The organism is Streptomyces capillispiralis (assembly GCF_007829875.1).
In the GTDB taxonomy this organism is placed as follows: domain Bacteria; phylum Actinomycetota; class Actinomycetes; order Streptomycetales; family Streptomycetaceae; genus Streptomyces; species Streptomyces capillispiralis.
The window spans coordinates 170,451-195,289 of sequence record NZ_VIWV01000001.1; the positions used below are offsets into that span (position 1 = coordinate 170,451).

Consider the following 24,839-nt stretch of genomic DNA (forward strand, 5'->3'; position numbering starts at 1 on the left):
CTGCCTCCGTCGTCGGGTCACCTCGTGTCGCTCGTGGTGTCCCCGGCTCCGGTCGCCCGCCCGGCCTCCAGGCGGGCGACCGGGACACGGAACGGCGAGCAGGAGACGTAGTCGAGTCCCGCGGCGTGGAAGAAGTGGACGGAGCCGGGGTCGCCGCCGTGTTCACCGCAGACACCGATCTTCAGGTCGGGGCGGGCGGCACGGCCCTCGCGCACGGCGATGCCGACCAGGCGGCCGACGCCCTCGCGGTCGATCGTCTCGAAGGGGGAGGCGGCGAACACGCCCTTGTCGAGGTAGGCGGAGAAGAACGCCGCCTCGACATCGTCGCGGGAGAAGCCCCACGTGGTCTGGGTGAGGTCGTTCGTGCCGAAGGAGAAGAACTCGGCCTCCTCGGCGATCCGGCCCGCCGTGAGGGCGGCCCTGGGCAGCTCGATCATCGTGCCGACCGGGCAATGCACGGGAATGCCGGAGGTGTCCGCGACCCGTGCCAGGACCTGTTCCGCTTCCTCGCGGACGAGCCGCAGTTCCGTGACGTCCCCGACGAGCGGCACCATGATCTCCGCCTTGGGCGAGCCGCCGGCCCTCGTGCGCTCCACGACTGCCTCGGCGACGGCTCGCACCTGCACGGCGAACAGCCCGGGAACCACCAGGCCGAGGCGTACGCCGCGCAGGCCGAGCATCGGGTTTTCCTCGTGCATGCGCCGCACCGCGTCGAGGAGTTCGGCGTCGCGGGGGTCGGGCTGCTCACCGCGGGCCTCCGCAACACCGACGCGGAGGGCGAGCTCCGTCCGGTCGGGCAGGAACTCGTGCAGCGGCGGGTCGAGCAGACGGATGGTGACCGGCAGACCGTCCATCGCCGCGAGGATGCCGACGAAGTCCTGTCGCTGCAGGTGCAGCAGCGCGTCCAGCACACGGTCGCGACCCGCGGCGTCGCGGGCCAGGATCATCTCCTCGACCAGCGTGCGGCGCTCGCCGAGGAACATGTGCTCGGTGCGGCACAGCCCGATCCCCTGCGCGCCGAACCGGCGTGCGCGGGCCGCGTCCGCGGGTGTGTCGGCGTTGGCCCGCACCTCCAGCCGCCGTACGTCGTCGGCGAGGCGCAGGGCGTCGGCCACCGCGTCGACGACACCACCGGTGCGCTCGCCGGTCTCCAGGTGGCGCATGACTGCCGAGTCGACCAGCGGAGCCGCCCCCGCGTACATGGCCCCGGCGGAGCCGTCGACCGAGATCACCGTTCCCTCCTCGACAACGGCTCCGCCCTTGGTGGTGAAGCACTTCGCCGCGGTGTCCACGGTGAGTTCCTCCGCGCCGCACACGCAGACCTTGCCCATGCCGCGTGCGACGACGGCCGCGTGCGACGTCTTGCCACCGCGGCTGGTCAGCACGGCCTGGGCGGCGACCATACCGGGCAGGTCGTCGGGGGTGGTTTCCTGGCGTACGAGCACGACCCGGTCGCCGGCCGCGGCGCGCCGTACCGCCTCGGCGGAGTCGAAGACCGCCGCGCCGACCGCGGCGCCGGGCGAGGCCGCGATGCCATGGGCGAGCGGATCGCCGGTCGCGGACGTGTCGAAGCGCGGGAACATCAGCCGAGCGAGCCCGTCACCGCTCACCCGGGCCAGCCCCTCCTCCCGAGTGATGAGCCTTTCGTCGGCAAGCTCGGACGCGATCACGAACGCGGCCTCGGCGGTGCGCTTGCCGACGCGGGTCTGCAGCATCCACAGCGTGCCGCGCTCGATGGTGAACTCGATGTCGCACATATCCCGGTAGTGCCGCTCCAGCGTCCGCATGTGGTCGTGCAGCTGCCGGTACGAACGTGGGTCCAGCCGTTCCAGTTCGGCGAGGGGCACGGTGTTGCGGATGCCGGCCACGACATCCTCGCCCTGCGCGTCGGGCAGGTAGTCGCCGTACAGGCCGGGGCGTCCGGTGGCCGGGTCGCGGGTGAAGGCGACGCCACTGCCGGAGTCGCGGCCGAGGTTGCCGTAGACCATGCGCTGCACGGTGACGGCGGTGCCCAGGCTCTCGGGGATGTGCTCGCGCCGGCGGTAGAGGCGGGCGCGTCCGCCGTTCCAGGAGCGGAAGACCGCGAGGATCGCCCGGCGCAACTGCTCGGCTGGGGACTGCGGGAAGTACTCCCCCGTCACCTCATGGATGAGCTGCTGGTACCCCTCGACGAGTTCGGCGAGGTCGGCGGCGTCGAGGTGCAGGTCGTCCGGGGCGCCCCGCGCCTCCTTCAGCCGCGTCATCACCTGGTCGAACAGTGCCCCGTCGACGCCCATGACCGTGCTGCCGAACATCTGGACGAGGCGGCGGTAGGAGTCCCACGCGAAGCGTTCGTTCCCCGAGACCTTGGCCAAGCCCCGGACGGAGGCGTCGTTGAGGCCGATGTCCAGGACCGTCTCCATCATCCCGGGCATGGAGAAGCGGGCCCCGGAGCGCACGGACACCAGCAGCGGGTCGTCCGGCTGTCCCAGCCGCCGTCCGGCGTCGGATTCCACGGCCGACAGGTGCCGGGAGACCTCCCGCGACATGCCCTCCGGTGCGGCGCCGGTGGCCAGGAAGGCCCGGCACGCTGCGGTGGAGACGATGAAACCCGGCGGGACCGGAAGGCCCAGCCGGGTCATCTCGGCGAGGTTCGCACCCTTGCCGCCAAGCAGGTCGGCCAGGTCACGACCGCCCTCCGTGAAGTCGTACACGTAACGGACCATGAGACCGCGCTCCTTCGGCTCCGCAGCTCCGTACGGCAGCTGTGCCGGCTTTCCGTCTCTTCCAGCGTCGGACGGCCGTCCCCCTCAGGGCAGGTGCCGCCCGACCCGTCCGGTGGGGCCGGTCGGCCCACGCGGCGGCCGGGCGGTTCTCCTGTCCCGGTGGAGGATTGCCACGCCGGGACGCGCGGTCGCCGACGCTCTGCGGTCGCACGGGTCCCGTGGCCTCACCGTGGCCCGGTCGGAGCGGACGACCCGACGAGGTGGCACTCGACGTCCACCACGCCCTCGACGGAGCGGACCAGGCGGGCCGCGACGGGCACGAGGGAGGTGTCCCGGATGCGGCCGGTGAGAGTGACGGCTCCGTCCCGCACATCCACCTGGACCGACTCGGCGGGGAGGGGGAAGAGGTGGGCCACGACCTCACAGCGAACCTCCTCCGCGAGCTCCTCGTCGCTCCTCAGGAACACCTTGAGCAGGTCGGCCCGGCTGACGATGCCCTCGAGGACGCCCTCCTCGTTGATGACCGGCAGCCGTTTGACCCCGCGCTGGGCCATGACGCGTGCGGCCTGGGCCAGCGTGGCATGGGCGCGGACGGTGACGGCCGGGGTACTCATCAGCTCCTGCGCGGTCAAGCCGCCCGCCTTGGCCAGGTCGGACAGCCGGCGGAGCTGGGTGCAGCGGTCCGGGTCGCTGTCCCGGAACTCCTCCTTGGGAAGCAGGTCGGCCTCGGAGACGACTCCGATCACCCGGCCTTCGCCCTCCAGCACGGGAAGCGCGCTGACCCTCCACTGCTGCATGAGCTTGACGATGTCCTTGAAGGGGGCCTCGCGGCCGACCGCCACGACGGTGTGCGTCATGACACCGCTGACGGTGCGCGGGCTGCCGAGCATGGTCGTTCCCTCCTCGGTCCGTCAGGTGCGGGTGATGCTCATGAGCGGCTCCCGCTGCCGTACGGGGCGTACAGGTCGAGCAGCCGGATGCGCGACGCATGCAGGCGGGCGGCGACCACACGGCCGACCCAGACCGCGATCGCGCGGCCGAACTCGGCGTCCTGCGCGCACAGGGCCCGCACGGCCTCCGCGTCGAACTCGTACGCCCGCACCGGACTCATCGCTTCGGCGCCCAGGTGCCACACGTACGGCGGGAAGTGCCAGGACCAGCCGACCAGTTCGCCGTGCCCCAGCGACTCGATGACGGCGGCCCGCCGACCGGGCACGTGGAGGTCGAGGCCGACCGTCCCGGTGCGCACGATCCAGAACCGGTCCGCGCGCCGGCCCTCCTCGAAAAGGCGTGCGCCCATGTCGAAGGACACCTCGCGGGCGATCCGGATCAGATGCTCGCGGTGCTCGGCGGGGAGGGCCACGGCCAGGGTGGTGGTGGAGGTCATCCTGCGGCTCCTTTCATCGTCCTGCCGCAGCCGGGCGGCGAGTTGGTCGTGCGGCACGTGCTTCCTCGGCGATGCCGATGCCGATCCCGAGGGCCGGCGGCTGCTGATTCCAGGCTGCCTCCCGGCCGTCACGCAGGACCACGGGCCGCCTGGCCCCGACCAGGGGCCGTTGGGCCCTATGACCGGCCTCGTGCCGCCGCTCCCGCACCCAACCCGGGGCCCATGGCCGGCGTGCCGCAGCGGGTGTGAGCGCGGCCGCGCAGAGGGCCGGACAGTGAGCCGTCGCGGGGGCCGGACAGCCTCCCCGACGGGACTCTTGGCCCCTGTCCCATGGTCCAGGACGGCATGACGCTGGTGGCGGAAGCCGAAGTCGGCCGAGCTTCAGGAGGTGTGCGTCATGGCGCAGCCCGTAGTCGCCGGAGTCGACGGATCCGCGGACGGCCCGGCCGTCGCGGAGTGGGCGGCACGTGAGGCCGTGGGCCGTGACCGGCCACCGCGGCTGCCGCACGCTTGGAACCTCCGCCCCCGCCGGCAGGAGGGCCCATACGGCGGGCGCCGCGCGGCAGCGCCTCGCGCGCCGTTGCCGGCGCCGGGCGGAGGAACGGCTCCGCGCCACGTGCCCGGATGACCGCTTCCCGACGAACGGGGCGAGGGGGCCCCAGCAGTCCCGCACACACGAGGTGACCAGGGAGGTGACGGTCATGAACAGGCCAGTCGTGGCCGGTGTCGACGGTTCACGCGAGGGATTCGCCGCAGCCGACTGGGCCGCCGGGGAAGCCCTGCGCCGGGGACTGCCGCTCCGGCTCGTGCACGCCTGGGAGGCGGGCCTGCCGGAGGGCTCCCCCGAGGCGGCGCTGCCGGAGCTGAGGGCCCCTCAGTACCATGCCCGCCAGGTGCTGCGCAGCGCCCTCGACCGGCTGGTCGAGCGATACCCGCGGCTGTCCATCACCGCGGAGCAGGTGCCCCAGCCGCCCGTTCCGGCCCTGCTCGCCGAAGCGGAGAACGCCGATCTCCTGGTCATCGGCAGCCAAGGGCCCAGCGGCCTGGGCGGGTTCGTCTCGGGGTCGGTGGCCATGGCCACCGTGGCCCGCAGCGAACGGCCCATCGTCCTGGTACGCGACGGTGAGACCGTTGAGGACGAGCATCTGCCGGCAGGCGACGGACAGTTGTCGGTCCGCACGCCCGGCCGTGACGTCGCGGTCGCCGTCGACATCGACGGTCAGTGCGATGAGGTGCTGGACTTCGCGTTCCACGCTGCCGAGTTGCGCCGGGCTCCGCTGCGAGCGGTGCACGCCTGGCACGTGCCGCTCTCGCGCGCCCTCCCGGACGCCGCGCAACGCACACGGCGCCGGAGCGAGGCGGAACGCGAGCTGGCTCAACTGCTCGCACCCTGGCGCGAGCGGTACCCCGCGGTCGTGGTCGAGGAGGTCCTCCACGAGGGACGCCCGGCACACGTCCTCGTCCGGGCCGCGGACGGTGCGGATCTGCTGGTGGTGGGCAGCCGGAGGCGCCGAACGGTGGTCGGCTCGCGCACCGGGCCTGTCGCGCACGCGCTGGTACACCATGTGCGCTGTCCGGTGGTGCTGGTTCCCCACGACTGAGAGAACGCCACGTACCGTAAACCCCGCTAGAGAGCACGTCGAAGCGCCGGGCCAGCCCCGACCAGCCGGAAACCGGCTCAGCCCGCTGATGACCCAGCCCTGCACACGATCCCGGTCCGCGAAGTACAGGGCTGTCTCGCCGCGCCCGCCGGTGACCATCCATCGGACAGGTCGGCCGCCCTTCCGTACACCAACAAGCCCCCATCCGAGCGCCGGACCCGGATGGCAGGGTGCTGCTCGTCGAGCGCCGCTGGGAGCCGTTCACCGGCTGCTGGGGCCCTGCCCGGCGGGCACCGTGGAACCGGGGCGCGCAGAGGGGGCGGTGTTAGACTAGTGGGGCACATACTCCCATCCGGGGCCGTGGATTCCTTCCGGTCCCCGACGGGCCGGGACGGTCAGGCCGCTCCGCGCCGCGCCGACATTTCTTCCTCTCGGATCGTCCCGACATCCGGTGCGCGATCCCTGGCCGGACGGGACGGAGCGACACCGGTGCCAGTCCGCTGCCGCACGTACGCGCATCGACCTTGCGGGACCATCGCGTACGGAGATGCCCGAACGTCACACCGTGTGAAGAGGCCTCGTCATGACCAACCCGCAGCAACAGGACCCTGTCCCGGCAGTGCGCCTCATCTTCGAGTACGAGGGCGATGCGGTACGCCTCGTCTCCCAACAGCCGGTCGACACAACCGTCAGTGACTTCGAGACCGGCGCCACGGCGCGTCCCGGTGACTACGTCGTGGAGACGCGAGACGACCACGGGGAGCGCCTCGCCCGTGTCCCCGCCCGGGGAGCCTTCCGGGACAGCGCCGAGGTCTTCCCCGAGGATCAGCAGAAGCCGATCACCCGGGTGGACGTGGAGGCGCGGGGCGCGTTCACCGTGGTCGTGCCCGCACCGGCCGAGGCCGCTGAGGTCGCCGTGGTCCATGTCGAGCCACCGGAGCGCGAGCCACGGGCCGAAGACGTCATCGGTCCGCCTGCCGAAGTGAGACAGGACGTCGACCTCGCCACCTTTCGGCTTGAGCGATAGGGGACCGCGATGACCACCTCCGACGGCTCCGTCCAAGGCCGCACCCAGATACACGGAAGGGCACCGCGCAACCGGGCGTTCACGGTCGTGCTGCTCGGTGACGGGTTCACCTCCACCCAGCAGACAGACTTCAACACCGCCTGCACCAACTTCGTCACCGCGCTGACCACCACCCCGCCGTACGACAAGATCGGGAGGTCGGTCAACATCTGGCGGGTCAACGTCACGTCCACCGACTCGGGCGCCGACGACCCGGTCGGTGCCGGCGGCACCGGCGCGACGGCCCGCACGTACTTCGACTCCACCTTCGGCGCGAACAACATCAGACGGCTCCTGGTCTGCGACAGCTCCACGGTGCTCCAGACGGCCGCCGCCCAGGTCCCGGAGTTCACTGTCGCGATCGTCGTGGTGAACTCCACGATCTACGGAGGAAGCGGCGGCTCGATCGGCACGTACTCCCTCGCGCCCGGGGCGACCGAGATCGCCATTCACGAGCTCGGCCACACGGCGTACGGTCTGGCCGACGAGTACGCGTGCTACGCCTGCACCAGCGGCGAGACCGGGCACGACGTCCACCCGACCGGTGAGCCGACCGAGCCGAATGTCACGCAGAACACCCGGCGCGACACCCTGAAATGGGGCTGGGCGGTCGATCCGGGCACGGCGCTGCCCACGATGTCCAACCCGAACTGTGCGACGGTGGATGATCGGCCGAGCACGGTTCCCGCCGGCACGGTCGGCTGCTTTGAGGGCGCGCACTACTACCACTGCGCCGCCTTCCGGCCCGAACACGGCTGCAAGATGCGGACTCTGGGCGTCCCGTTCTGTCAGGTCTGCAGTCAGGTGATCCGCGCCCGGACGAAGGTGGCCAAGAACATCTGCGCCCTGACTCCGAGCAGGAACGCGGTCTACCGCTACGACGGTTCGGGAACCTCCTGGACGAAGATAGGCGGCCCCGCCGGCACCCTCTACGCCGGCGGCTGGGGACTCGTGGCAACCAATCCCAGTTCCGGCGACCTGTACCGCTACCTGGGCACACCCGACAGCTGGCAGCTCATCGGCAGCGCGGGCGCCCAGTTCGCCATCACCAACGACACCGTCTACGGACTGACCCCGAGCAAGAACGCCGTCTACCGCTACGACGGTTCGGGAACCTCCTGGACGAAGATAGGCGGCCCCGCCGGCACCCTCTACGCCGGCGGCTGGGGACTCGTGGCAACCAATCCCAGTTCCGGCGACCTGTACCGCTACCTGGGCACACCCGACAGCTGGCAGCTCATCGGCAGCGCGGGCGCCCAGTTCGCCATCACCAACGACACCGTCTACGGACTGACCCCGAGCAAGAACGCCGTCTACCGCTACGACGGCTCGGGAACCTCCTGGACGAAGATAGGCGGCCCCGCCGGCACCCTCTACGCCGGGGACTGGGGGCGAGGCCTCCTCGCCACGAATCCCAGTTCCGGCGACCTGTACACCTACCTCGGCAGGCCCGACAGCTGGCGGCTCACCGGTAGTGCGGGTGCGCAGTTCGCCGTCGCCAGTGACACGGTCTACGGGCTGACTCCGAGCAGGAACGCCGTGTACCGGTATGAGGGTTCCGGACTGGCCTGGACCAAGGTCGGCGACGCCGCGCACTCCGTGGTCGCGGGCGACATCTAGTTCTCGTAGCGGGTGGCCATGCAAGGCAGGCGCGTCACCGGACCGTCCCGCGGTCAGGAGGAACGCGAGAGGCCGGCAACGCCCGCTGAGCATCGGTCACCGGCGACGGCGGCATCGGGGCGGTCCGGCCCGGTCGACGCCTCCTCATATCGCGCAGGTCAACGGAAGATCACCTACCGGTCTCGGTGGACCCCGTCCGTGCCCTCTTCGAGACCCACCTGCAACACCGCGCACCGCACGTTCCGGCCCGCCGTCCCGTCACAGTCACAGAAGTCGGCGTCAACCAACCAAGGGGGCACGGACGATGAAGTGGCACGGGACACGACGACTGGGCGGAGCGCTGCTGGCGCTCACGGCGGCGGGCGGACTGCTGCTCACCGGATGCGGCGGAGGAACGGACGACGGTTCGAAGGCGAGTGACAACGCCTACGACCGCGGGCGCGACGGCTGGGCCCCGCCACCGCCCGCGCCCGAGCGCGGCCCGGGCGAGCAGGACTCCCGCGAGGTCGCCCCCGACCCCGACTACCTGTCCACGTTCGCGCTGGACGTCGACACCGCCTCGTACGGCTACGCCCGCCGTACCCTCGGCGAGGGCCGGCTGCCCGACCCGTCGACCGTCCGTCCGGAGGAGTTCGTCAACAGCTTCCGGCAGGACTACGAGCGGCCCGGCGGCGACGGCTTCACGGTCACCGTGGACGGCGCCCGCACCGACGAGGAGGACTGGTCCCTGGTCCGCGTGGGCCTGGCCACCAGGCCCGCCGCGCCGAGCGGTGAACGCCCGCCCGCCGCCCTGACCTTCGTCATCGACATCTCGGGGTCGATGGCCGAACCGGGCCGCCTGGACCTCGCCCGGGAATCCCTCACGACCATGACGGAGCGGCTGCGCGACGACGACTCCGTCGCGATCGTCACCTTCAGCGACGAGGCGGAGACCGTACTGCCGATGACCCGGCTCGGCGGCAACCGGGGAGAGGTCCACGACGCCGTCGACAGCCTGGAGCCGACCGACTCCACCAATCTCGGGGCCGGTGTGGAGGCCGGGTACGAGACCGCCGTCGAGGGGCTCCGCGAAGGCGCCACCAACCGCGTCGTCCTCGTCTCCGACGCCCTCGCCAACACCGGGGAGACCGACGCCGACGCGATCCTCGAACGCATCGCGGACTCCCGCCGCGAGCACGGCATCACCCTGTTCGGCGTCGGCGTGGGCAGCGACTACGGGGACGCGCTCATGGAGCGGCTCGCGGACAAGGGCGACGGCCACACGGTGTACGTGTCCGACGAGGAGGACGCCCGCGAGGTCTTCAGCGAACAGCTGCCCCGCAACATCGAGCTGACGGCCCGGGACGCCAAGGCGCAGGTCGCCTTCGACCCGGAGACGGTCGCCGAGTTCCGCCTGGTCGGCTACGACAACCGCCGGGTCGCCGACGAGGACTTCCGCGACGACCGGGTGGACGGCGGTGAGGTCGGTCCCGGCCACACCGTGACCGCCCTGTACGCGGTGCGGACCCGGGCGGGGGCCGAGGGGCACCTCGCCACGGCGACCGTGCGCTGGCTCGACCCCGACAGCCGGGCCCCGCACGAGGAGACCGGCGACCTGGAGACCGACGGCCTCGCCGGCTCCGTCTGGGAGGCGCGGCGCGGTCTGACGGTCACCGCGACCGCGGCCTACTTCGCCGACGCCCTGCGCTCCCACGACCAGCGGTACGGCAGCCTGCCCGGCGCGCCCGGTCTCGGCGAACTCTCCGAGCGCGCCGGGAGCCTGGCGGACAGGAGCGAGGACGAGGACGTCAGCGCGCTGGCCGAGGCGATCCGCGCGGCGGACCGACTCGCCTGACCCCGGCCCATTGACTCCTCCTTACGCGCGGGTAAGTTGACTCCCGAGTAAGTAAGCACGGCAGTACGAGCACGAGAGCATCAGCCGCGACCGGGAGCCGTCATGGGCGTACGCAAGGATCTGAAACGGGCGAAACGACGCACCGAGCTGGCGGGCCGCACCAGAGTCGAGACCGTCAGGGACGAGCGGGGCGTCGTGCGCGAGGCCCGCACCGCGGCCCTCGCCGCCCGGCAGATCACCGGCACCGTCGCCGACATCCCGTACACCAACGCGGCCGAGGCGCCCGACGCGGTGGTCCTGCGGCGCGAGGAGCGCGGGACCTGGCACCCGGTCACGGCGGCGGCCTTCGCGCGGGAGGTCACCGCCGTGGCCAAGGGGCTGGTCGCCGCCGGCGTCGGACCGGGCGACCGGGTGGCCGTGATGTCCCGCACCCGCTACGAGTGGACGGTCCTGGACTTCGCGATCTGGTCCGCCGGCGGCCGGACGGTACCGGTGTACGCCACCTCGTCCGCGGAGCAGGTGGAGTGGATCGTCCGCGACTCCGGCGCCCGGTACGTCGTTACCGAGACCGCGGAGAACACCGCCACGGTCACCACCGGCACCGCCGTCCACCCCGCGCCCCCGCGCGTGTGGGAACTGGACGCGGGCGCCCTCGCCGACCTCACGGCGCTCGGCGCGGACGTCCCCGACGAGGAGGTCGCCAAGCGCCGCGCCGCCCTCACCCCCGACACCGCCGCGACCCTCTGCTACACCTCCGGCACCACCGGGCGGCCCAAGGGCTGCGTCCTCACGCACGCCAACCTGTACGCCGAGGCCGCCAACACCGTCGAACTGCTGCACCCGGTCTTCAAGGAGGTCACCGACCAGACCGCCTCGACCCTGCTCTTCCTCCCGCTCGCCCACATCCTCGGCCGCACCATCCAGATCGCCTGTCTGCTGGGGCGCATCGAGATCGGTCACTGCCCGAGCATCAAGCCGGACGAACTGCGGCCCGCGCTCAAGACGTTCCGCCCGACGTTCCTGGTCGGGGTCCCCTACCTCTTCGAGAAGATCCACGACACCGGCCGGGCCACCGCGGAGAAGATCGGCCGCGGCGCCTCCTTCGAGCGCGCCCACCGCATCGCCGTACGCTTCGGCGAGGCCCACCTCAACCGGTTCCTGGAGCGCGGCAAGGGCCCCGGCCCCGCCCTGTACGCCGCCTGGGCGCTGTACGACCTGCTGGTCTACCGCCGGGTCCGCAAGGAACTCGGCGGGCGCCTGCGGTACGCCATCAGCGGCGGCTCCCCGCTGGAGCGCGATCTCAATCTCTTCTTCTACGCGGCCGGGATCATGGTGTACGAGGGCTACGGCCTGACCGAGACCACCGCCGCCGCCACCATCGTCCCGCCGCTCGGCCCGCGCCCCGGCACGGTCGGACTGCCGGTCCCCGGCACCTCGGTGCGGATCGCCGACGACGGCGAGGTGTGCGTCAAGGGCGGCATCGTCTTCGGCTCGTACTGGAACGACCCGGCCGCCACCGAGGCAGTGCTGGACGACGGGTGGTTCCGCACCGGCGACCTGGGCGCCCTGGACGAGGACGGCTACCTCGCCATCACCGGCCGCAAGAAGGACATCATCGTCACCTCCGGCGGCAAGAACGTCTCCCCCGCCGTCCTGGAGGACCGGCTGCGCAGCCGTCCGCCCGTCGGCCAGTGCCTCGTCGTCGGCGACAACCGCCCGTTCGTCGCCGCGGTGATCACCCTCGACCCCGAGACGGTCGCCCACTGGCTGGCGGTGCGCGGGATGCCCGCGGACACCCCGATGTCGGAGGTGGTCCGCGACCCGCGGATGCGCGCCGATGTGCAGCGGGCCGTCGACTACGCCAATGAGGCCGTCTCGCGGGCGGAGTCCATCCGCGCCTTCACCCTGGTCGAGGGGGAGTTCACCGAGGAGAACGGGCTGATGACCCCCTCGCTCAAGGTCAAACGGCAGGCGGCGCAGGAGGCCTACGCGCGGGAGATCACGGAGCTGTACTCCTGACCCCGCGGTCGCCCAGGAAGGCGGCCAGGCCCGTCAGGAGGCGGTCGACGTCCTCGTCGTCGGTGTAGGGGGCCAGGCCGAGGCGGAGCCCTCCGGTGTCGCCCAGGCCCAGGTGGCGGGACGCCTCCAGGGCGTAGAAGTTACCGGAGGGCGCGTGCACGCCGCGGCCGGCGAGGCAGCGGTAGGCGTCCTCGGTGCGGTGGCCGTCCAGGGTGATCAGCAGGGTCGGGGTGCGCCGGGCGGCGCGGGAGTGGACCGTGACCCCGTCGAGGGCCGCCAGGCCCTGTTCGAGCCGGTCGCGCAGGGTGTGCTCGTGCTCCTCCACCGCCTCGAACGCCGAGGCCAGCCGTTCGCGGCGGCTGCCGCCCGGCCGCCCGGCCAGGCCGGCCAGGAAGTCGACGGCCGCACGGGTGCCCGCCAGGAACTCGTAGGGCAGCGTGCCGAGTTCGAAGCGCTCGGGGACCGCGTCGGTGGAGGGCAGCAGCTTGTCCGGGCGCAGTGTCTCCAGCAGCGCGGGGCGGGCGGCCAGCACGCCGTGGTGGGGGCCGAGGAACTTGTACGGGGAGCAGACGAAGAAGTCCGCGCCGAGCGCCTCGACGTCGACCGGGACGTGCGCGGTGTAGTGCACGCCGTCGACGTACAGCAGGGCGCCCGCCTCGTGCACGATCCGGGCGATCTCGGTGATCGGGGGAATGGTCCCGATCAGGTTGGAGGCGGCGGTGACCGCCACCAGCCGGGTGCGTGCGGAGAGCACGGCCCGGATGTGGTCGGCGGTCAGTTCACCGGTGGCCGGGTCGAAGTCGGCCCGGCGGACGGTGACGCCGGCCCGCTCGGCCGCCTGCACCCAGGGGCGGATGTTGGCGTCGTGGTCCAGCCGCGTGACGACCACCTCGTCGCCCGGTGCCCAGGTACCGGCCAGCGTGCGGGAGAAGTCGTAGGTGAGCTGGGTGGCGCTGCGCCCGAGGACGATGCCCGCCGGGTCGGCGCCCAGCAGGTCGGCCATGGCCCGGCGGGTCTCCACGACGAGGGTCTCGGCGTTCCGCTCGCCGGGCAGGCCGTCGCCCCGGATCGACAGCGGACGGGACAGCGCGTCGCTGATCGCCTCGATGACGGGCCGCGGCATCTGGGTGCCGCCGGGGCCGTCGAAGTGCGCGGTGCCGGCGGCCAGCGCGGGGATCCGGGCGCGCAGGGCGGTGAGGTCGTACGTCATGGGGCTTCCTGTCGTCGCGGCTGGAGTCGGTGTGCCGGTCGGCCGGTCAGGTGGGTGTGCCGTCGGCCACCGGTTCCGGCGGGTCGGCGAGCTGTTCGCGCAGATAGTTCCAGACGACCGCGACCAGCGCGGCGACCGGTACGGCGAGCAGGCTGCCGACGATGCCGGCCAGGCTGCCGCCCAGGGTCACCGCGAGCAGGACGACCGCCGCGTGCAGCCCGAGACCGCGGCTCTGGATCATCGGCTGGAGCACGTTGCCCTCGAGTTGCTGCACCCCGACGATGATGGCCAGCACGATGAGCGCGTCCGTCAGCCCGTTGGACACCAGCGCGATCAGCACCGCGACCAGGCCGGCGAACAGGGCGCCGATGATGGGCACGAACGCGGCCACGAAGGTCAGCACCGCCAGCGGGAGCACCAGCGGTACGCCCAGGATCCACAGGCCGAGGCCGATGAGGACCGCGTCGATCAAGCCGACGAGCGCCTGGGACCGGACGAACGCGCCCAGGGTGTCCCAGCAGCGGGCGGCCACGACCGGGAGGTCGGTGGCGAGGCGGCCGGGGAGCTGCCGGCCGAGCCACGGCAGGAAGCGCGGGCCGTCCTTGAGGAAGAAGAACATCAGGAACAGCCCCAGGACGGCGGTCACCACACCGTTGAAGACGGTGCTGACGCCGGTGACGACCGTGCTGACGATGGTTCCGGCGCTGTCCTGGACGCGGGCGGTCGCGGTGTCGAAGGCCCCGGCGATCCGTTCCTCGCCGATGTTGAGCGGCGGCCCGGCGGCCCACTCCCGCAGCCGCTGGATGCCCTCCACGACGCCGTCGGTCAGTTCACCGGACTGCGACGCCACGGGGACCGCGATCAGCGCCACGGTGCCCGTGGCCACCAGCAGGAACAGCACGGTCACCAGTGACGCGGCGAGGGCCGGAGGCAGGCCGCGCCGGCGCAGGAAGCGCGCCGGGGGCCAGGTGAGCGTGGTGAGGAGCAGACCGACTATGAGCGGCCAGACCACCGGCCACATCCGGCCGAGGACCCAGAGCAGCACCGCGGCCGCCACCAGGACCAGCAGCAGCTCACCGGAGATGCGCGCCGACGTGCGCAGCGCGGCGCGGGTTCTTCCCGCGTTCAACGTGGCAGACATGGGGGCACCTTATGGGGCCCGCCGGTGAGGTGATCACCCGGGAGGTGTCCGGTGGTGCTCCACCGTGTCGGCCGGGGAGGGGCCGGGGCGGGTGGGGCAGACTGAGGACATGGGCGATGTCGATGCCCGCGGGACACCGTCCCGCCGGTTCCCCCGGACACCGGGGAGTGTGGCGCGGGCCCGGCGGTTCGTGCGGGCCGCCCTCGGCGATGTCGCGCCGGAGCTGACGGACACCGCCGAGCTGCTGGTCAGTGAGCTGGTGACCAACGTGGTGCTGCACGCCCGCACGGAGGCCGAGGTGGCGGTCCGCGTCGACGGGGGCACCGTCCGGGTGCGGGTGGGCGACGGCAGGCCGGACCGTGTGCTCGTGCCGCAGGGCGCTCCCCCGTACTCCGGTACGGGCCAGGGCCTGCCGCTGGTCGCCCGGCTGTCCTCGCGTCACGGTGTGGAGACGGGCGAGCGGGGCAAGACGGTGTGGTTCGAGCTGGGGCCCGAGGGACCGCCCCGGTACCCGCAGGACTGGGAGCCCGTCGCGGCGCCCTTCGGGCCCGGCGCGAGCGTGACGCTGCTCGACGTGCCGGCGGCGCTCTGCTCGGCGGCGCAGCAGCACCGGCACACCCTGCTGCGCGAGACGGCGCTGGCCGTGGCCGCGGGGCATGATCTCGGCGTGCCGCCGCAGGACCTCGCCGTCGCCCAGGACATGAGCAACGTGATCACCGCCGCGGTGGCGGGCGCGCTGCGCCGGTGGCCCGCCGGGGAGCTCGTCCGGTCGCTGCCCCTGGCGCTGCCGCCGGACGCCGGGCCGGCCGTGCGGACCCTGCGCGCGGTGCTGGACCTGGCCGAGGAGGGCGCCCGCGCGGAGCATCTGCTGACCCTCCCGGCCCTGCCCCGGCAGCGCCTCTTCCAGCAGTGGCTGCTCGATCAGATCGCCGGTCAGCTCGCCGGGGTGGACCCCACCGCGTGGACGGTGGTGCCCGGGGAGCCCGGTGCCGGTCCCTCGGAGCAGGCGCCGTGGGACGCCGGGCAGGTGGCGGCGAGCAGGGTCCCGACGATCGCCGCCGACGAGCGGAACCGGATCGTCGCGGCCAACGGGCCGGCGGCGGACCTGCTCGGCTGGAACGCGGACGACCTCGTCGGCCGGCCGCTCACCGCCCTGATCCCGGAGCACCTGCGCAGACGGCACCTCGCGGCCTTCACCTCGCTGCTGCTCAGCGGCCGGCCGCGGATCCTGGGCCGCTCGGTGCCGCTCCCGGCGCTGCACCGCGACGGCCGGCTGGTTCCCGTGCGCCTGGTCATCCTGCCGCAGGAGACGGCCGACGGGCGCACCGTCTTCGTCGCCCAACTCGCCCCGCGGGCCTCCGCTCCCGGTCCCGCCGCCGGTCCGGCCGGCCGCGCCCGGTCCGCGTCGCGGCGGGAGCCGGACCGGTCGCCGTCCCCGGGCGCCGGCGAGGACGGCCGGGACCAGGGCCGGTCGGACAGGTCCGCGCTGGAGCGGCTGACGCTGCTGGCCGACACCGCGACCGCGCTGAGCAACGCCCCGGACCTGGACGGGGGCCTGCGGGACGTGGGCCGGATCCTCACCCGGCGCCTGGCCGACTGGTGTGCGGTGGACCTGTTCGTGGACGGCGCCCAGGTGGAACGGGTCTCCATCACGCACCGCTTCCCGCACGGCCCGCGGCCGGAACGGTACGGGGGCCTGCTGCCGACGGTGTCGGACACCGCCCGGGGCCCGCTGGCCCGCGCGCTGCGCGGGGCGGGCCCGCTGCTGCTGTCCGGGCCCCCGTCGCCCGGCGAGGTCACCAGTCCGCTGGACGCCCACTACGTGGGACTGTTCCGGACCATGGGCGCGGACAGCGCGGTCGTCGCCCCGCTCCGGGCACGCCGGCAGATCATCGGCGCCCTCACCATCGCCCGCCGCGGAGGGGACCGGCCGTTCACGGAGGAGGACCTGCCGCTGGTCCGCGACCTGGTGAGCAGCCTCGCCCTGGGGGTCGACAGCGCCCGGCTGCACCAGGAGACCCGCGACATCGCCGAACGCCTCCAGCGTTCACTGCTGCCGGTGCTGCCGTCGGACGGGCCGCTGCGGCTGGCCGCCCGCTACGCCTCGTCGTCGGCCACCGCCCAGGTGGGCGGCGACTGGTACGACACCTTCGTCCTGCCCAACGGGGACACGGCGCTCGTCATCGGCGACGTCACCGGGCACAACCTCGACGCGGCGATCGCCATGAGCCAGCTGCGCAGCATGCTGCGGGGCATCGCCGTGGACCGTCAGGAGCCGCCGGACGTCGTGCTGCGCCGCCTGGACATGGCCAACCACAGCCTGTATCCGGACGCCACCGCCACCTGTATCTACGCGCTGGTCAAGAGCACCGGGGACGGTCCGTGGGAGCTGGTGCACTCCTCCGCCGGCCATCTGCCGCCGCTGCTCATCGGCCCGGACGGCCGCGCCCGTTACCTGGAGGACGGTTCGGGGCTGCTGCTCGGGGTGGCCCCCCACCGGTCACGCCCCCGGGCCAGGCATCCGATCCCGGCCCACACGACGGTGCTGCTGTACACGGACGGCCTCATCGAACGCCGCGACGAGTCCCTGGACGCGTCCCTGGACCGGCTTCGCCGGCACGCGGCCGCGCTCGCCCGCGAGCCCCTGGACGTGTTCTGCGACGAGTTGCTCATCGGCCTCGGCGCCGACAGTGAGGACGACATCGCCGTCCTCGCCCTGCGGCCCACTCCGCCGCACGGGTCCGCCGGGCACTGAGGTGCGCGGACGGCAACTGATCCGGCCGTGTGATCGTCCTGGTGGACATGGTGAGGGTGAGAGGGGAGGGGTGGTTCGACCGGACGCGGGGGCGGGTGATCGCCGCGTCGGCGGTGGCCGCCGCCGGGCTGCTGGTGTTCCACCGGGCGGTGCCCGACTCCGGGGTGGGCGCGGGCAGTCTGCTGGAGTCGTTCCTGCCGTGGCTCGGCGCGGTGGTCGTCGTGCTGCTGGTCCTGGCGCTGCTGCGCCGGTCCGCCGTCGCGCTGGTGGCGCTGCTGCTGCCGGGGGCGGCCTGGACGTATCTCTTCGGCGGGCTGCTGCTGCCCGGTTCCGGGGCGGGTCCGCGCGACCTGGTGGTGGTGCAGCACAACGTCAGCGACGAGAACACCGACCCCGAGGGCACGGCCCGTGTGCTGGCCGATGCCGGGCCCGATCTCATCGCGCTGCAGGAGCTGGTGCCCGGAGCGCTCCCCGCCTACCGGCGGGCTCTCGCCGCGGACTACCCGCACCACGCGGTGCGGGGCACCGTCGGGCTCTGGTCGCGGTACCCGCTGGCCGATGCCCGGCACGTGGACATCAAACCCCGTGAGGTGACGGAGAGCTGGAGCCGTGGGCTGCGGGCCGTGGTGCGCACGCCGCACGGCGACATCGCGGCGTACGTCGCCCATCTGCCCTCGGTACGCCTGCGGGCGGGCGGATTCGCGTCGGCCCGGCGGGACGAGAGCGCCCGTCTGCTGGGCCGGGCCGTCGCCGCCGAGGAGCTGGACACGGTCGTGCTGCTCGGTGACCTCAACGGCACCGTCGACGACCGCGGTCTGGCCCCGCTGACCCGCCGGATGAACGTGGCCGAGCGGGGTTTCGCCCTCAGTTTCCCCGCCGCTTTTCCCGTGGCCCGGATCGACCAGGTGATGGCCCGTTCGGCGACCGTGGAGCGCATCGGTACCCTGCCCGCCACCGGCAGCGACCACCTGCCGGTCGTCGCCCGCATCACCCTCGGCTGACCTCCCTGGCCCGACGGGGACCGGGGTGCCCGCGAGGAGCGGGCCCGCGAGTGGTCGCCGTACCCGCCCGCCCCGAGCGGAGCGGGCGGGAACGCGCCGGACGAGGGCCCGGTGGTCGTCACCGGTGGCGGCGCCTGCCGCGGCAGACGCGCCGCCACCGGTGCGTCTGCCGCACGGGAGCGGTCAGCTGAACGGGTCGAGCGTGATGGAGGCCTGGCGCGGGTTGCCGTCGTGGACGAGCGACTCGTGGTGGCCCACGTCGTCGAAGGCGAACGCGTAGGCCTTGCCGTCGACCATCTGCGCGTGGATGGCGCGGGCGTAGTGGTTGGTGACGGAGTCCTGGTAGAAGCCGGCCGAGCCGGAGTCGGGCTGGTTGGGGTTGCTCAGGAGGGTGGAGCGGTTGAATCCCGCGCACAGGGTGCGCGAAATGGGGCCGCGTACCTGGTCGTTCGGCGCGTCGAGCCGCCTGTGGCAGCCGAAGACGGACGAGGCGTCCGGCTTCTGGAAGCTGGTGACGACGGCGCCCGACGTGTTGGTGAAGTTCATGACGTCACCCGAGACCCGGCCGAAGTACTTGATGTCGGGCCGGTCGCCGAAGGGGGTGACCGTCAGGGTCGAGGTGGCGTACTTCTGCCAGACGCGGTTGATGTAGCTGTCCATGACCGACGCCGGCAGGGCGCCCGTCTCCACTCCGTACAGCGGGGACAGTGCGCGCAGCACGGTGCCGTCGGACCGCGTGTGGATCAGGTTGGCCCAGCCTCCGGACTGTCCCCTGAGGGTGTTGAAGACCCCGTTGTAGCCGCCCGCCTTCAGCCGGCCGGTGGTCGTCGTGCTGCCGTCGGCGCGCTGCACGCCCACCGAGTAGGGCGCGGAGAACATGTCGACCTGGGTGCTGTTGAGCCACAGCCCCGAGTCGTTGAGCGTGTACTCCGTCCAGTTGAACAGGATGTTGCGGTTGGGGTCGCTCGGGTTCTGCACCGCGGGCTGCACCAGGCCGCCCGTGGTCAGCTTGAACACGAGTTTCTGGCCGTAGGAGAAGTAGATGCGGCCGGAGAACTTCGGCATGCGGATGGTCGTGGACTGTCCTGCGGCCGGGCCCGTGATCGACGCGTCGGGGGCGGGGGTGGGGGGGTTGCCGCCCGCCGGCCAGGGGTGGAAGGTGCCGCTCGCGTCGGCCCAGCCCTGGCGGCCCGTCGACAGCTCGGTACCGAGGTTGTAGACGTAGACCTGCTCGCCGCGGCCCGAGTTGTTGGTGATCTGCAGGGGGATGGTGGCCGGGACGGCTGCCTCGGCGGCCCCGGCCGGCGCGGCCGTCCCGGCGGTGAGCAGCGAGCCGGCGAGCACCGTGGCGACGGCGGTGCCCACGGTGAGGATGCTGCGTCTGAACAAGCGGAACATGCTCTGTCTCCATTCGACTTCGTCGGTGGGGTAAGAGTGTGAGAGCGCTCTCAGAGTTCCCCGTTTGACGTACACCTGTCAACGGGATGGAGTGGACGTGCGCCGTCCGTACAGGGCGGGTCACCGTCCGCCACGCCCGTCCCCGGGCAGGACGGGCGTGAGCTACAGACGTTCGGCCGGAAGCGAGGCGTAGCGTTCGGCGAGTCCGGTCACCACCGGGTGATCGGCGGGGAACCGAAGGTCGTCCACCTGGGTGACGGGCACCACGCCGACGGCGGCGTTGGTGGCGAACACCGCCTCGCACGCGGCGAGTTGCGGCAGGGTGACACGGGCGTCCGTGCCGGCTCCGGCGCGGCGCAGGAGTTCCCTGGCGGTGCCCGCGAGCGCCGGGCCCGCGGGCCAGACGACCCGGCCGTCACGGACGACGCCGACGTTCCAGGTGCCGCCCTCCAGCACCGTCGCGTCCCCGTCCGTGAACAGGACGTCGTCGAAGCCCGACCTGCGGGCCCAGCGCCGCAGCCGCAGGACACCGAACAGACCGACGCCCTTCACCTCGGGCAGGTCCCTGAGGTACACGGCGGAGCGCACCCGCAGGGGTTCCGGCACGGCGGCGGGCGCGGGCCTGGACGTCACCAGGACCCGCGGGTCCGCGTCCGCGCCGATGGTGCCGAGGTGCAGCGACGGGTCGAAGACGGTGATCCGCACGGTGCACCGGCCGGTCGTCGGCACCGCCCGCCGGGCCCAGGCGCGGACCCGTCCGAGGTCGAGCGGCGCGTCGAAGAGCACACGGCAGTCGCGGACCAGACGCGCGAGGTGCAGGTCCAGTCCGCGGACCGCGCCGTCCTCGGCCGTCAGGGTGGTGAAGTGGCCGTAGTTGGTCAGGGCCAGGGCCCGCAGCGCCTCCGGCCCGGCGGGCGATCCGTTCAGTTCGGTCAAAGTGCCCACCGTGCCGGTCTGTTCGGTCGTGGGTTCCACCGTGCCGCCGTCGGGTCCGCTCGCGGGCCCCACCGTGCCGTCGGGTTCGGTCATGGGACCCACCGTGCCAGGTACGGGGAGGATGTCGTGCACCGGCCGCCGCCCCGGCGGGGCGCGGGCCGGCGGGCCCGAACCACGCTCACTTGATGTAGTCCTCGACGACCTTGGGCGGCCAGGTGCCGACCTTGAGGACGCCCATGGAGTAGGCCCGGGACACCAGCGCGGCCCGGTTCGGCACCTTGAGCTTACGGAGCAGGCCGGAGACGTGGTACTCCACGCCCTGCCGGCTCAGGTAGAGGCGCGAGGCCAGCGGCACGGTGGAGACACCGGCGGCTATGCCTTCGAGGATGCGGGCGTCGACCTCGCTGAGCAGCTTCTTGCGGGGCATCACGACTCCGGAGTCCGCGCTTTCGCCGTCCGCCGGGGGCAGCATCACGAGGATCGCCGCGACGTCGGGGATGTGGCTGCCGCGCACCGCCACCGCGGTGAGCGGAAGGGTGTGGGCGGTGTCCTGGCCGACGGTGATGACCTCGGTGGTGAACCGGTGCCGCTTGCCCTCCAGCAGGCGGGCGAACTGCTGCATCAGGGGCTGCTGGACGCTGGGGTGCACCAGGTCGCAGAAGGGCCGGCCGCAGAGGTCCGCCACGGGGCTGCCGAACCGGCGGTCGAACTCCTGGTTGACCTGCTGGATCGTCAGACCGGGGTCCAGACAGGCCACGGAGGTGTGGGCGCCTTCGATGTCGAGCGGACCACGGTGTGCGTCAACGACATGCGAACGGTCCAAGACGAGGTCGTGGGGGGAAACCATCAAGGAACTCAGCCCTTCTGCGTTGTGCGACAAGGCGAACCAGGAACACGGTGGTCATTCAGTGGTGGCGTGGTCGCGCTCGATCCGCTGAATCGCCGTGCTGGGAGTGGAATGGCTCGGAGATTACGGAGACGGGTATCGGCCGGTCAACGAAAACCGGGGCAGCCCCGCCAATACTGTGGTGGCCCCTTCGGTAGGTACGGTCCCGTACCGAAGGGGTTCGGTGTGCGGGGGTTCGGTGTGATCGTGCCGCCCCCAGGGCAGGCACACCTCCCCCACCGGGCCGAACGGCCGGTGGGAGCACGCGGGGGAAGGGACCGGCTACGCGGGGTCGTCCCGTCCGGTCCGGTGCGGCGCCCTCGCCCGTCCCGAACGGGCGGGGCGTCGCACGACCGGCCCTCCTGCCACATCGAAGGCCCCGCACACGGAAACACCCGGGCGCGGTCGTTGAATTGCTCCAACCGTTCCCGGGCGTTCAGGGGCGACTCATTCGCCCCGGACCGGATGAATTTCAGGCGCCGGAAATGAGGGCGATGAGTTCTCGTCGCCCGGCGATCCCGAGTTTCCGGTACGAATGGGTGAGGTGCTTCTCCACGGCCCGGGAGCTGACCCCGAGGGTCTCCGCGATCTCCTGGTTCGTCAGCCCTTTGCAGGCGAAGGCGGCCACGCGGCGTTCGGTCCGGGTGAGAACGGCGTCCGGCACGGGGACGGCGGACAGGGACTGCCCCCCGCCCACGGCGGCGCGTTCCGCCAGCCACGGGGCGCCGCACGCGGTGGCGAGGGTGGCGGCCTCGCGGGCCAGTGCCTCCGACTCGACTCCCCCGCCCAGCCGTTCGGCGAGCGCGAGCAGGGCACGGGCGAGTTCCAGCTGGTTGGCGGAGCCGCGCAGCACGGCGACCGCTTGACGCAGCAGGGCCGTTCCCCTGCCGCCCTCCTCCAGACGGCCGAGCAGCCGCAGCGACCGGCCGAGGCCCACCGGGGCGCCCCACTGTTCGGCCCGGGCGTGCTCCTCCTCCGCGAGGGCACGCGCCGCGCGCAGGTCACCGAGGCGCCGGTGCACCCCGATGGCCCAGAGGCGCCAGGGGAACAGCACCGGGTTGTGCCAGCCCGCGGCCTCGAGACGACGGCCGCAGGAGCGCAGGGAGTCCAGGGCTCCGGTGAGGTCGCCGGCGGCCAGGTCCCCGGCGGCCTGCAGCAGACGCAGCATCGCGGTGACCGTCAGGCCCTGGGGGCGGATCTGCTCGGCGCGCCGGAGCACCCGCCGGGCCGGCAGGGGGTCCCTGGTCTCCAGCGCCACCATGGCGTGGGCGAGGGTGGCGAGGGTGCCGAGGCTGTGCCGGTCGGATTCGGTCATGCCGAGGGCGGTCTCGGACTGTTCGAGGGCCTGGGCGAGCCGGCCGCGGCCGATGTGGATCAGGGCCCGCTCGATGTGCACCAGCGCGTCGGCGGGCGTGGCGTGCCGTTCCCTGGCCCGGTACTCGACGGCGAGCCAGGAGTCGAGGGCCTCCACGGAGTCGGCGGCGACCATGGTGATGACCACCAGGGGAAGGGTGGACTGGACGCGGGCGGAGGTCGCGGGTTCGCGGTCGAGGACCCGTTCGGCATGGCGCACCACCTCCGCGGCCGGCAGGCTGCCGCCGAAGGTGGCGGCGACGAGCAGGGCGATGGTCAGTTCCCGCTCGCCCCCGGTCTCCAGCGGCGGTTCGGGACCCAGTCTCCTCAACCGGTCGGCGGCGTCGACGAGTTGGTGCGGGTCCTCGTAGGCGCAGTGGCGCAGCCGGGCTTCCAGGCGCAGCGCGAGGTCGCGTTCGGTCCCGGTGAGCGCCGCGGCGGGCCCCAGGTCGTCCGCGGCCTGGTGCAGCAGGTCGACGACGCCGGACGAGGCGGGCCCGAGCGGGGTGGGCGCGATGCGCAGCACCGCCGCGGCGCGGTCCCGGGGCTCCGGCAGCAGGGCCGTGGCCTGCGCGATGTGGCGTTCGCAGGCGAGCAGGTCGAAGGAGCGTTCGGCGCTGCCGAGTTCGACGAGCAGCCGGGCGCGGTCGATCCCCTGGGCGGCGCTGTCGAGCAGGGCACGGCGCAGGTAGCGGGCCGCCGCGTCGGGGGCCCCGCGGCGCAGGGCGGTGTCGGCGGCGGACCGCAGGACGTCCACGACCCAGGGCTGATGGCGGGTGACGGCGGCCATGAGCTGGGCGGCGACCTGCTCGGCGGGACGGCCCGCGCGGTACAACAGGGCGGCCGCGTCGTCGTGGAGCTGTTCGCGCTGGACCATGGTCAGGGTCGACTCGGCGGCGTCCCGCACGACGCGGTGGACGAAGCGCGGCCGGCGGTCCGAGGTGACGAGCCCGAGGGCGACGAGGGTACGCAGCGCGGCCGCGTAGCCGACGGGGTCGAGGCGGGCCAAGCCGGCGGCGTTGTCCGGGTCGGCGTGTTCACCGAGGACCGCGATGGCGGCCGCGAGGTCACGGACCGGCTGTGCCTGGGTGCGCAGGATCGCGGCGAGCCGCTCCCGCAGCAGAGAGGGACGCAACGACCGTGCCCAGTCGGCGTGTTCGGCGAGGGGCCGCAGACCGTCGCGTTCCATGCCGAGCAGGATCGACATCAGGAACAGGGGGTTGCCGACGGAGGTCTCGTGACAGGCGCGGACGAAGACGTCGTCGCCGGGCTCGCCGAACCGTTCTGCCACCAGCAGACGGGTGGCGTCGAGGCTGAGGGAGGCGGGCCGCAGGGACTGGGTCGCGGCCTCCCTCACCTCCCGCACCAGGGTGTGGTGGGTGCGCGGATCCCCGTCCCGCAGGGCGCACACGACCACCGCGCGCAGTCCGTGCAGCCGTTTCGCCAGGTAGGTGAGCCAGCGCAGGGAGGGCACGTCGGACCACTGGAGGTCGTCGACGAGGACGAGGAGCCTGTCGTCGGCACTGACGTTGGCGAGGAGGGACAGCAGGCCGTGCAGCACCGCCTCGGTGGCCGCGACGGCCTGGTCGGCCCCGGGTGAGCCGGTGTCGTCGGCGAAGACGTGCCGGGCGAACGACGCGTGGGCGTCCATCCAGCCGGCGCGGACGTGCTCGGGCGAGACGGACAGCAGGCCCTCGAAGAGCTGCCGTACGACGCCGAAGGCGAAGTCCTGCTCCATGGGGGCCGCGTTGGCGCGCAGCACCCGGACGTCGTCGTGACCGTCGGCGAGCGCGGGCAGCGACCGCAGCAGGGCGGACCGGCCGATGCCGAGCGGTCCGGTGACCAGTATCAGGGACGATGCTCCCCGGTCGGCGGCGGCCAGTGCCGCCTCGACCAGGGACGTTTCGGTGGTGCGTTCCAGCAGCAT

The 24,839-nt window shown here is 72.9% G+C and carries 16 protein-coding genes; 7 read left to right on the forward strand and 9 right to left on the reverse strand.

Features of this window, described 5'->3' with window-relative positions; genetic code table 11:
• Positions 1 to 17: 17 nt before the first annotated feature.
• The 3 genes from ppdK to FHX78_RS00690 all read right to left on the reverse strand — a co-directional run bounded on the left by ppdK (position 18) and on the right by FHX78_RS00690 (position 4,092).
• On the reverse strand, positions 18 to 2,705 hold the full coding sequence (gene ppdK / locus FHX78_RS00680; RefSeq protein WP_145865503.1) for a pyruvate, phosphate dikinase: 2,688 nt from the start codon (positions 2,703 to 2,705) through the stop codon (positions 18 to 20).
• A gap of 224 nt (positions 2,706 to 2,929) precedes the next feature.
• The gene (locus FHX78_RS00685; RefSeq protein ID WP_145865504.1) at positions 2,930 to 3,595 is read right to left on the reverse strand and encodes a CBS domain-containing protein; all 666 of its coding nucleotides are present in this window, start codon (positions 3,593 to 3,595) and stop codon (positions 2,930 to 2,932) included.
• 38 nt (positions 3,596 to 3,633) lie between these two features.
• Positions 3,634 to 4,092: a cyclic nucleotide-binding domain-containing protein gene (locus FHX78_RS00690; protein ID WP_145865505.1), complete on the reverse strand. Its 459-nt coding sequence runs from the start codon at positions 4,090 to 4,092 to the stop codon at positions 3,634 to 3,636.
• A 701-nt stretch (positions 4,093 to 4,793) separates the two neighbouring features.
• Here FHX78_RS00690 and FHX78_RS00695 point away from each other — a divergent pair.
• The 5 genes from FHX78_RS00695 to FHX78_RS00725 all read left to right on the forward strand — a co-directional run bounded on the left by FHX78_RS00695 (position 4,794) and on the right by FHX78_RS00725 (position 12,232).
• Positions 4,794 to 5,693 carry a universal stress protein gene (locus FHX78_RS00695; RefSeq protein ID WP_145865506.1) on the forward strand — a complete coding sequence of 300 codons (900 nt, stop codon included), beginning with the start codon at positions 4,794 to 4,796 and terminating at the stop codon, positions 5,691 to 5,693.
• 583 nt (positions 5,694 to 6,276) lie between these two features.
• The gene (locus FHX78_RS00705; protein ID WP_145865507.1) at positions 6,277 to 6,720 is read left to right on the forward strand and encodes a hypothetical protein; all 444 of its coding nucleotides are present in this window, start codon (positions 6,277 to 6,279) and stop codon (positions 6,718 to 6,720) included.
• 9 nt (positions 6,721 to 6,729) lie between these two features.
• The gene (locus FHX78_RS37130) at positions 6,730 to 8,379 is read left to right on the forward strand and encodes a M64 family metallopeptidase (protein WP_208766174.1); all 1,650 of its coding nucleotides are present in this window, start codon (positions 6,730 to 6,732) and stop codon (positions 8,377 to 8,379) included.
• A 304-nt stretch (positions 8,380 to 8,683) separates the two neighbouring features.
• Entirely contained in the window at positions 8,684 to 10,213 is a 1,530-nt protein-coding gene (locus tag FHX78_RS00720) for a vWA domain-containing protein (RefSeq protein WP_145865508.1), read from the forward strand.
• Between the two features lie 102 nt (positions 10,214 to 10,315).
• Positions 10,316 to 12,232 (forward strand): AMP-dependent synthetase/ligase, encoded by a 1,917-nt coding sequence (locus tag FHX78_RS00725; RefSeq protein ID WP_145865509.1) that lies wholly within the window; start codon positions 10,316 to 10,318, stop codon positions 12,230 to 12,232.
• Here the strand turns inward: FHX78_RS00725 and FHX78_RS00730 are convergent.
• Complete coding sequence (locus tag FHX78_RS00730) at positions 12,213 to 13,442, reverse strand: cysteine desulfurase-like protein (protein WP_145865510.1); 1,230 nt, start codon at positions 13,440 to 13,442, stop codon at positions 12,213 to 12,215. The two genes, FHX78_RS00725 and FHX78_RS00730, sit on opposite strands and share 20 nt — an antisense overlap.
• A gap of 46 nt (positions 13,443 to 13,488) precedes the next feature.
• On the reverse strand, positions 13,489 to 14,583 hold the full coding sequence (locus FHX78_RS00735; RefSeq protein ID WP_145865511.1) for an AI-2E family transporter: 1,095 nt from the start codon (positions 14,581 to 14,583) through the stop codon (positions 13,489 to 13,491).
• Positions 14,584 to 14,692: 109 nt separating this feature from the next.
• Here FHX78_RS00735 and FHX78_RS00740 point away from each other — a divergent pair, with 109 nt between their 5' ends.
• Positions 14,693 to 17,338: a SpoIIE family protein phosphatase gene (locus tag FHX78_RS00740; RefSeq protein WP_145865512.1), complete on the forward strand. Its 2,646-nt coding sequence runs from the start codon at positions 14,693 to 14,695 to the stop codon at positions 17,336 to 17,338.
• A gap of 47 nt (positions 17,339 to 17,385) precedes the next feature.
• Positions 17,386 to 18,339, forward strand: coding sequence for an endonuclease/exonuclease/phosphatase family protein (locus tag FHX78_RS00745; protein WP_145865513.1), 954 nt, complete (start codon positions 17,386 to 17,388; stop codon positions 18,337 to 18,339).
• Between the two features lie 183 nt (positions 18,340 to 18,522).
• Here FHX78_RS00745 and FHX78_RS00750 read toward each other — a convergent pair whose 3' ends face one another.
• The 4 genes from FHX78_RS00750 to FHX78_RS00765 all read right to left on the reverse strand — a co-directional run bounded on the left by FHX78_RS00750 (position 18,523) and on the right by FHX78_RS00765 (position 24,839).
• Positions 18,523 to 19,737, reverse strand: coding sequence for a glycoside hydrolase family 64 protein (locus FHX78_RS00750; RefSeq protein ID WP_145865514.1), 1,215 nt, complete (start codon positions 19,735 to 19,737; stop codon positions 18,523 to 18,525).
• Positions 19,738 to 19,899: 162 nt separating this feature from the next.
• Positions 19,900 to 20,673: an aminotransferase class IV gene (locus tag FHX78_RS00755; protein WP_145871537.1), complete on the reverse strand. Its 774-nt coding sequence runs from the start codon at positions 20,671 to 20,673 to the stop codon at positions 19,900 to 19,902.
• 178 nt (positions 20,674 to 20,851) lie between these two features.
• On the reverse strand, positions 20,852 to 21,520 hold the full coding sequence (locus FHX78_RS00760; RefSeq protein ID WP_145865515.1) for a PAS domain-containing protein: 669 nt from the start codon (positions 21,518 to 21,520) through the stop codon (positions 20,852 to 20,854).
• A gap of 511 nt (positions 21,521 to 22,031) precedes the next feature.
• A complete protein-coding gene (locus FHX78_RS00765; protein WP_145865516.1) occupies positions 22,032 to 24,839 on the reverse strand; it encodes an ATP-binding protein in 2,808 nt (935 codons plus the stop codon).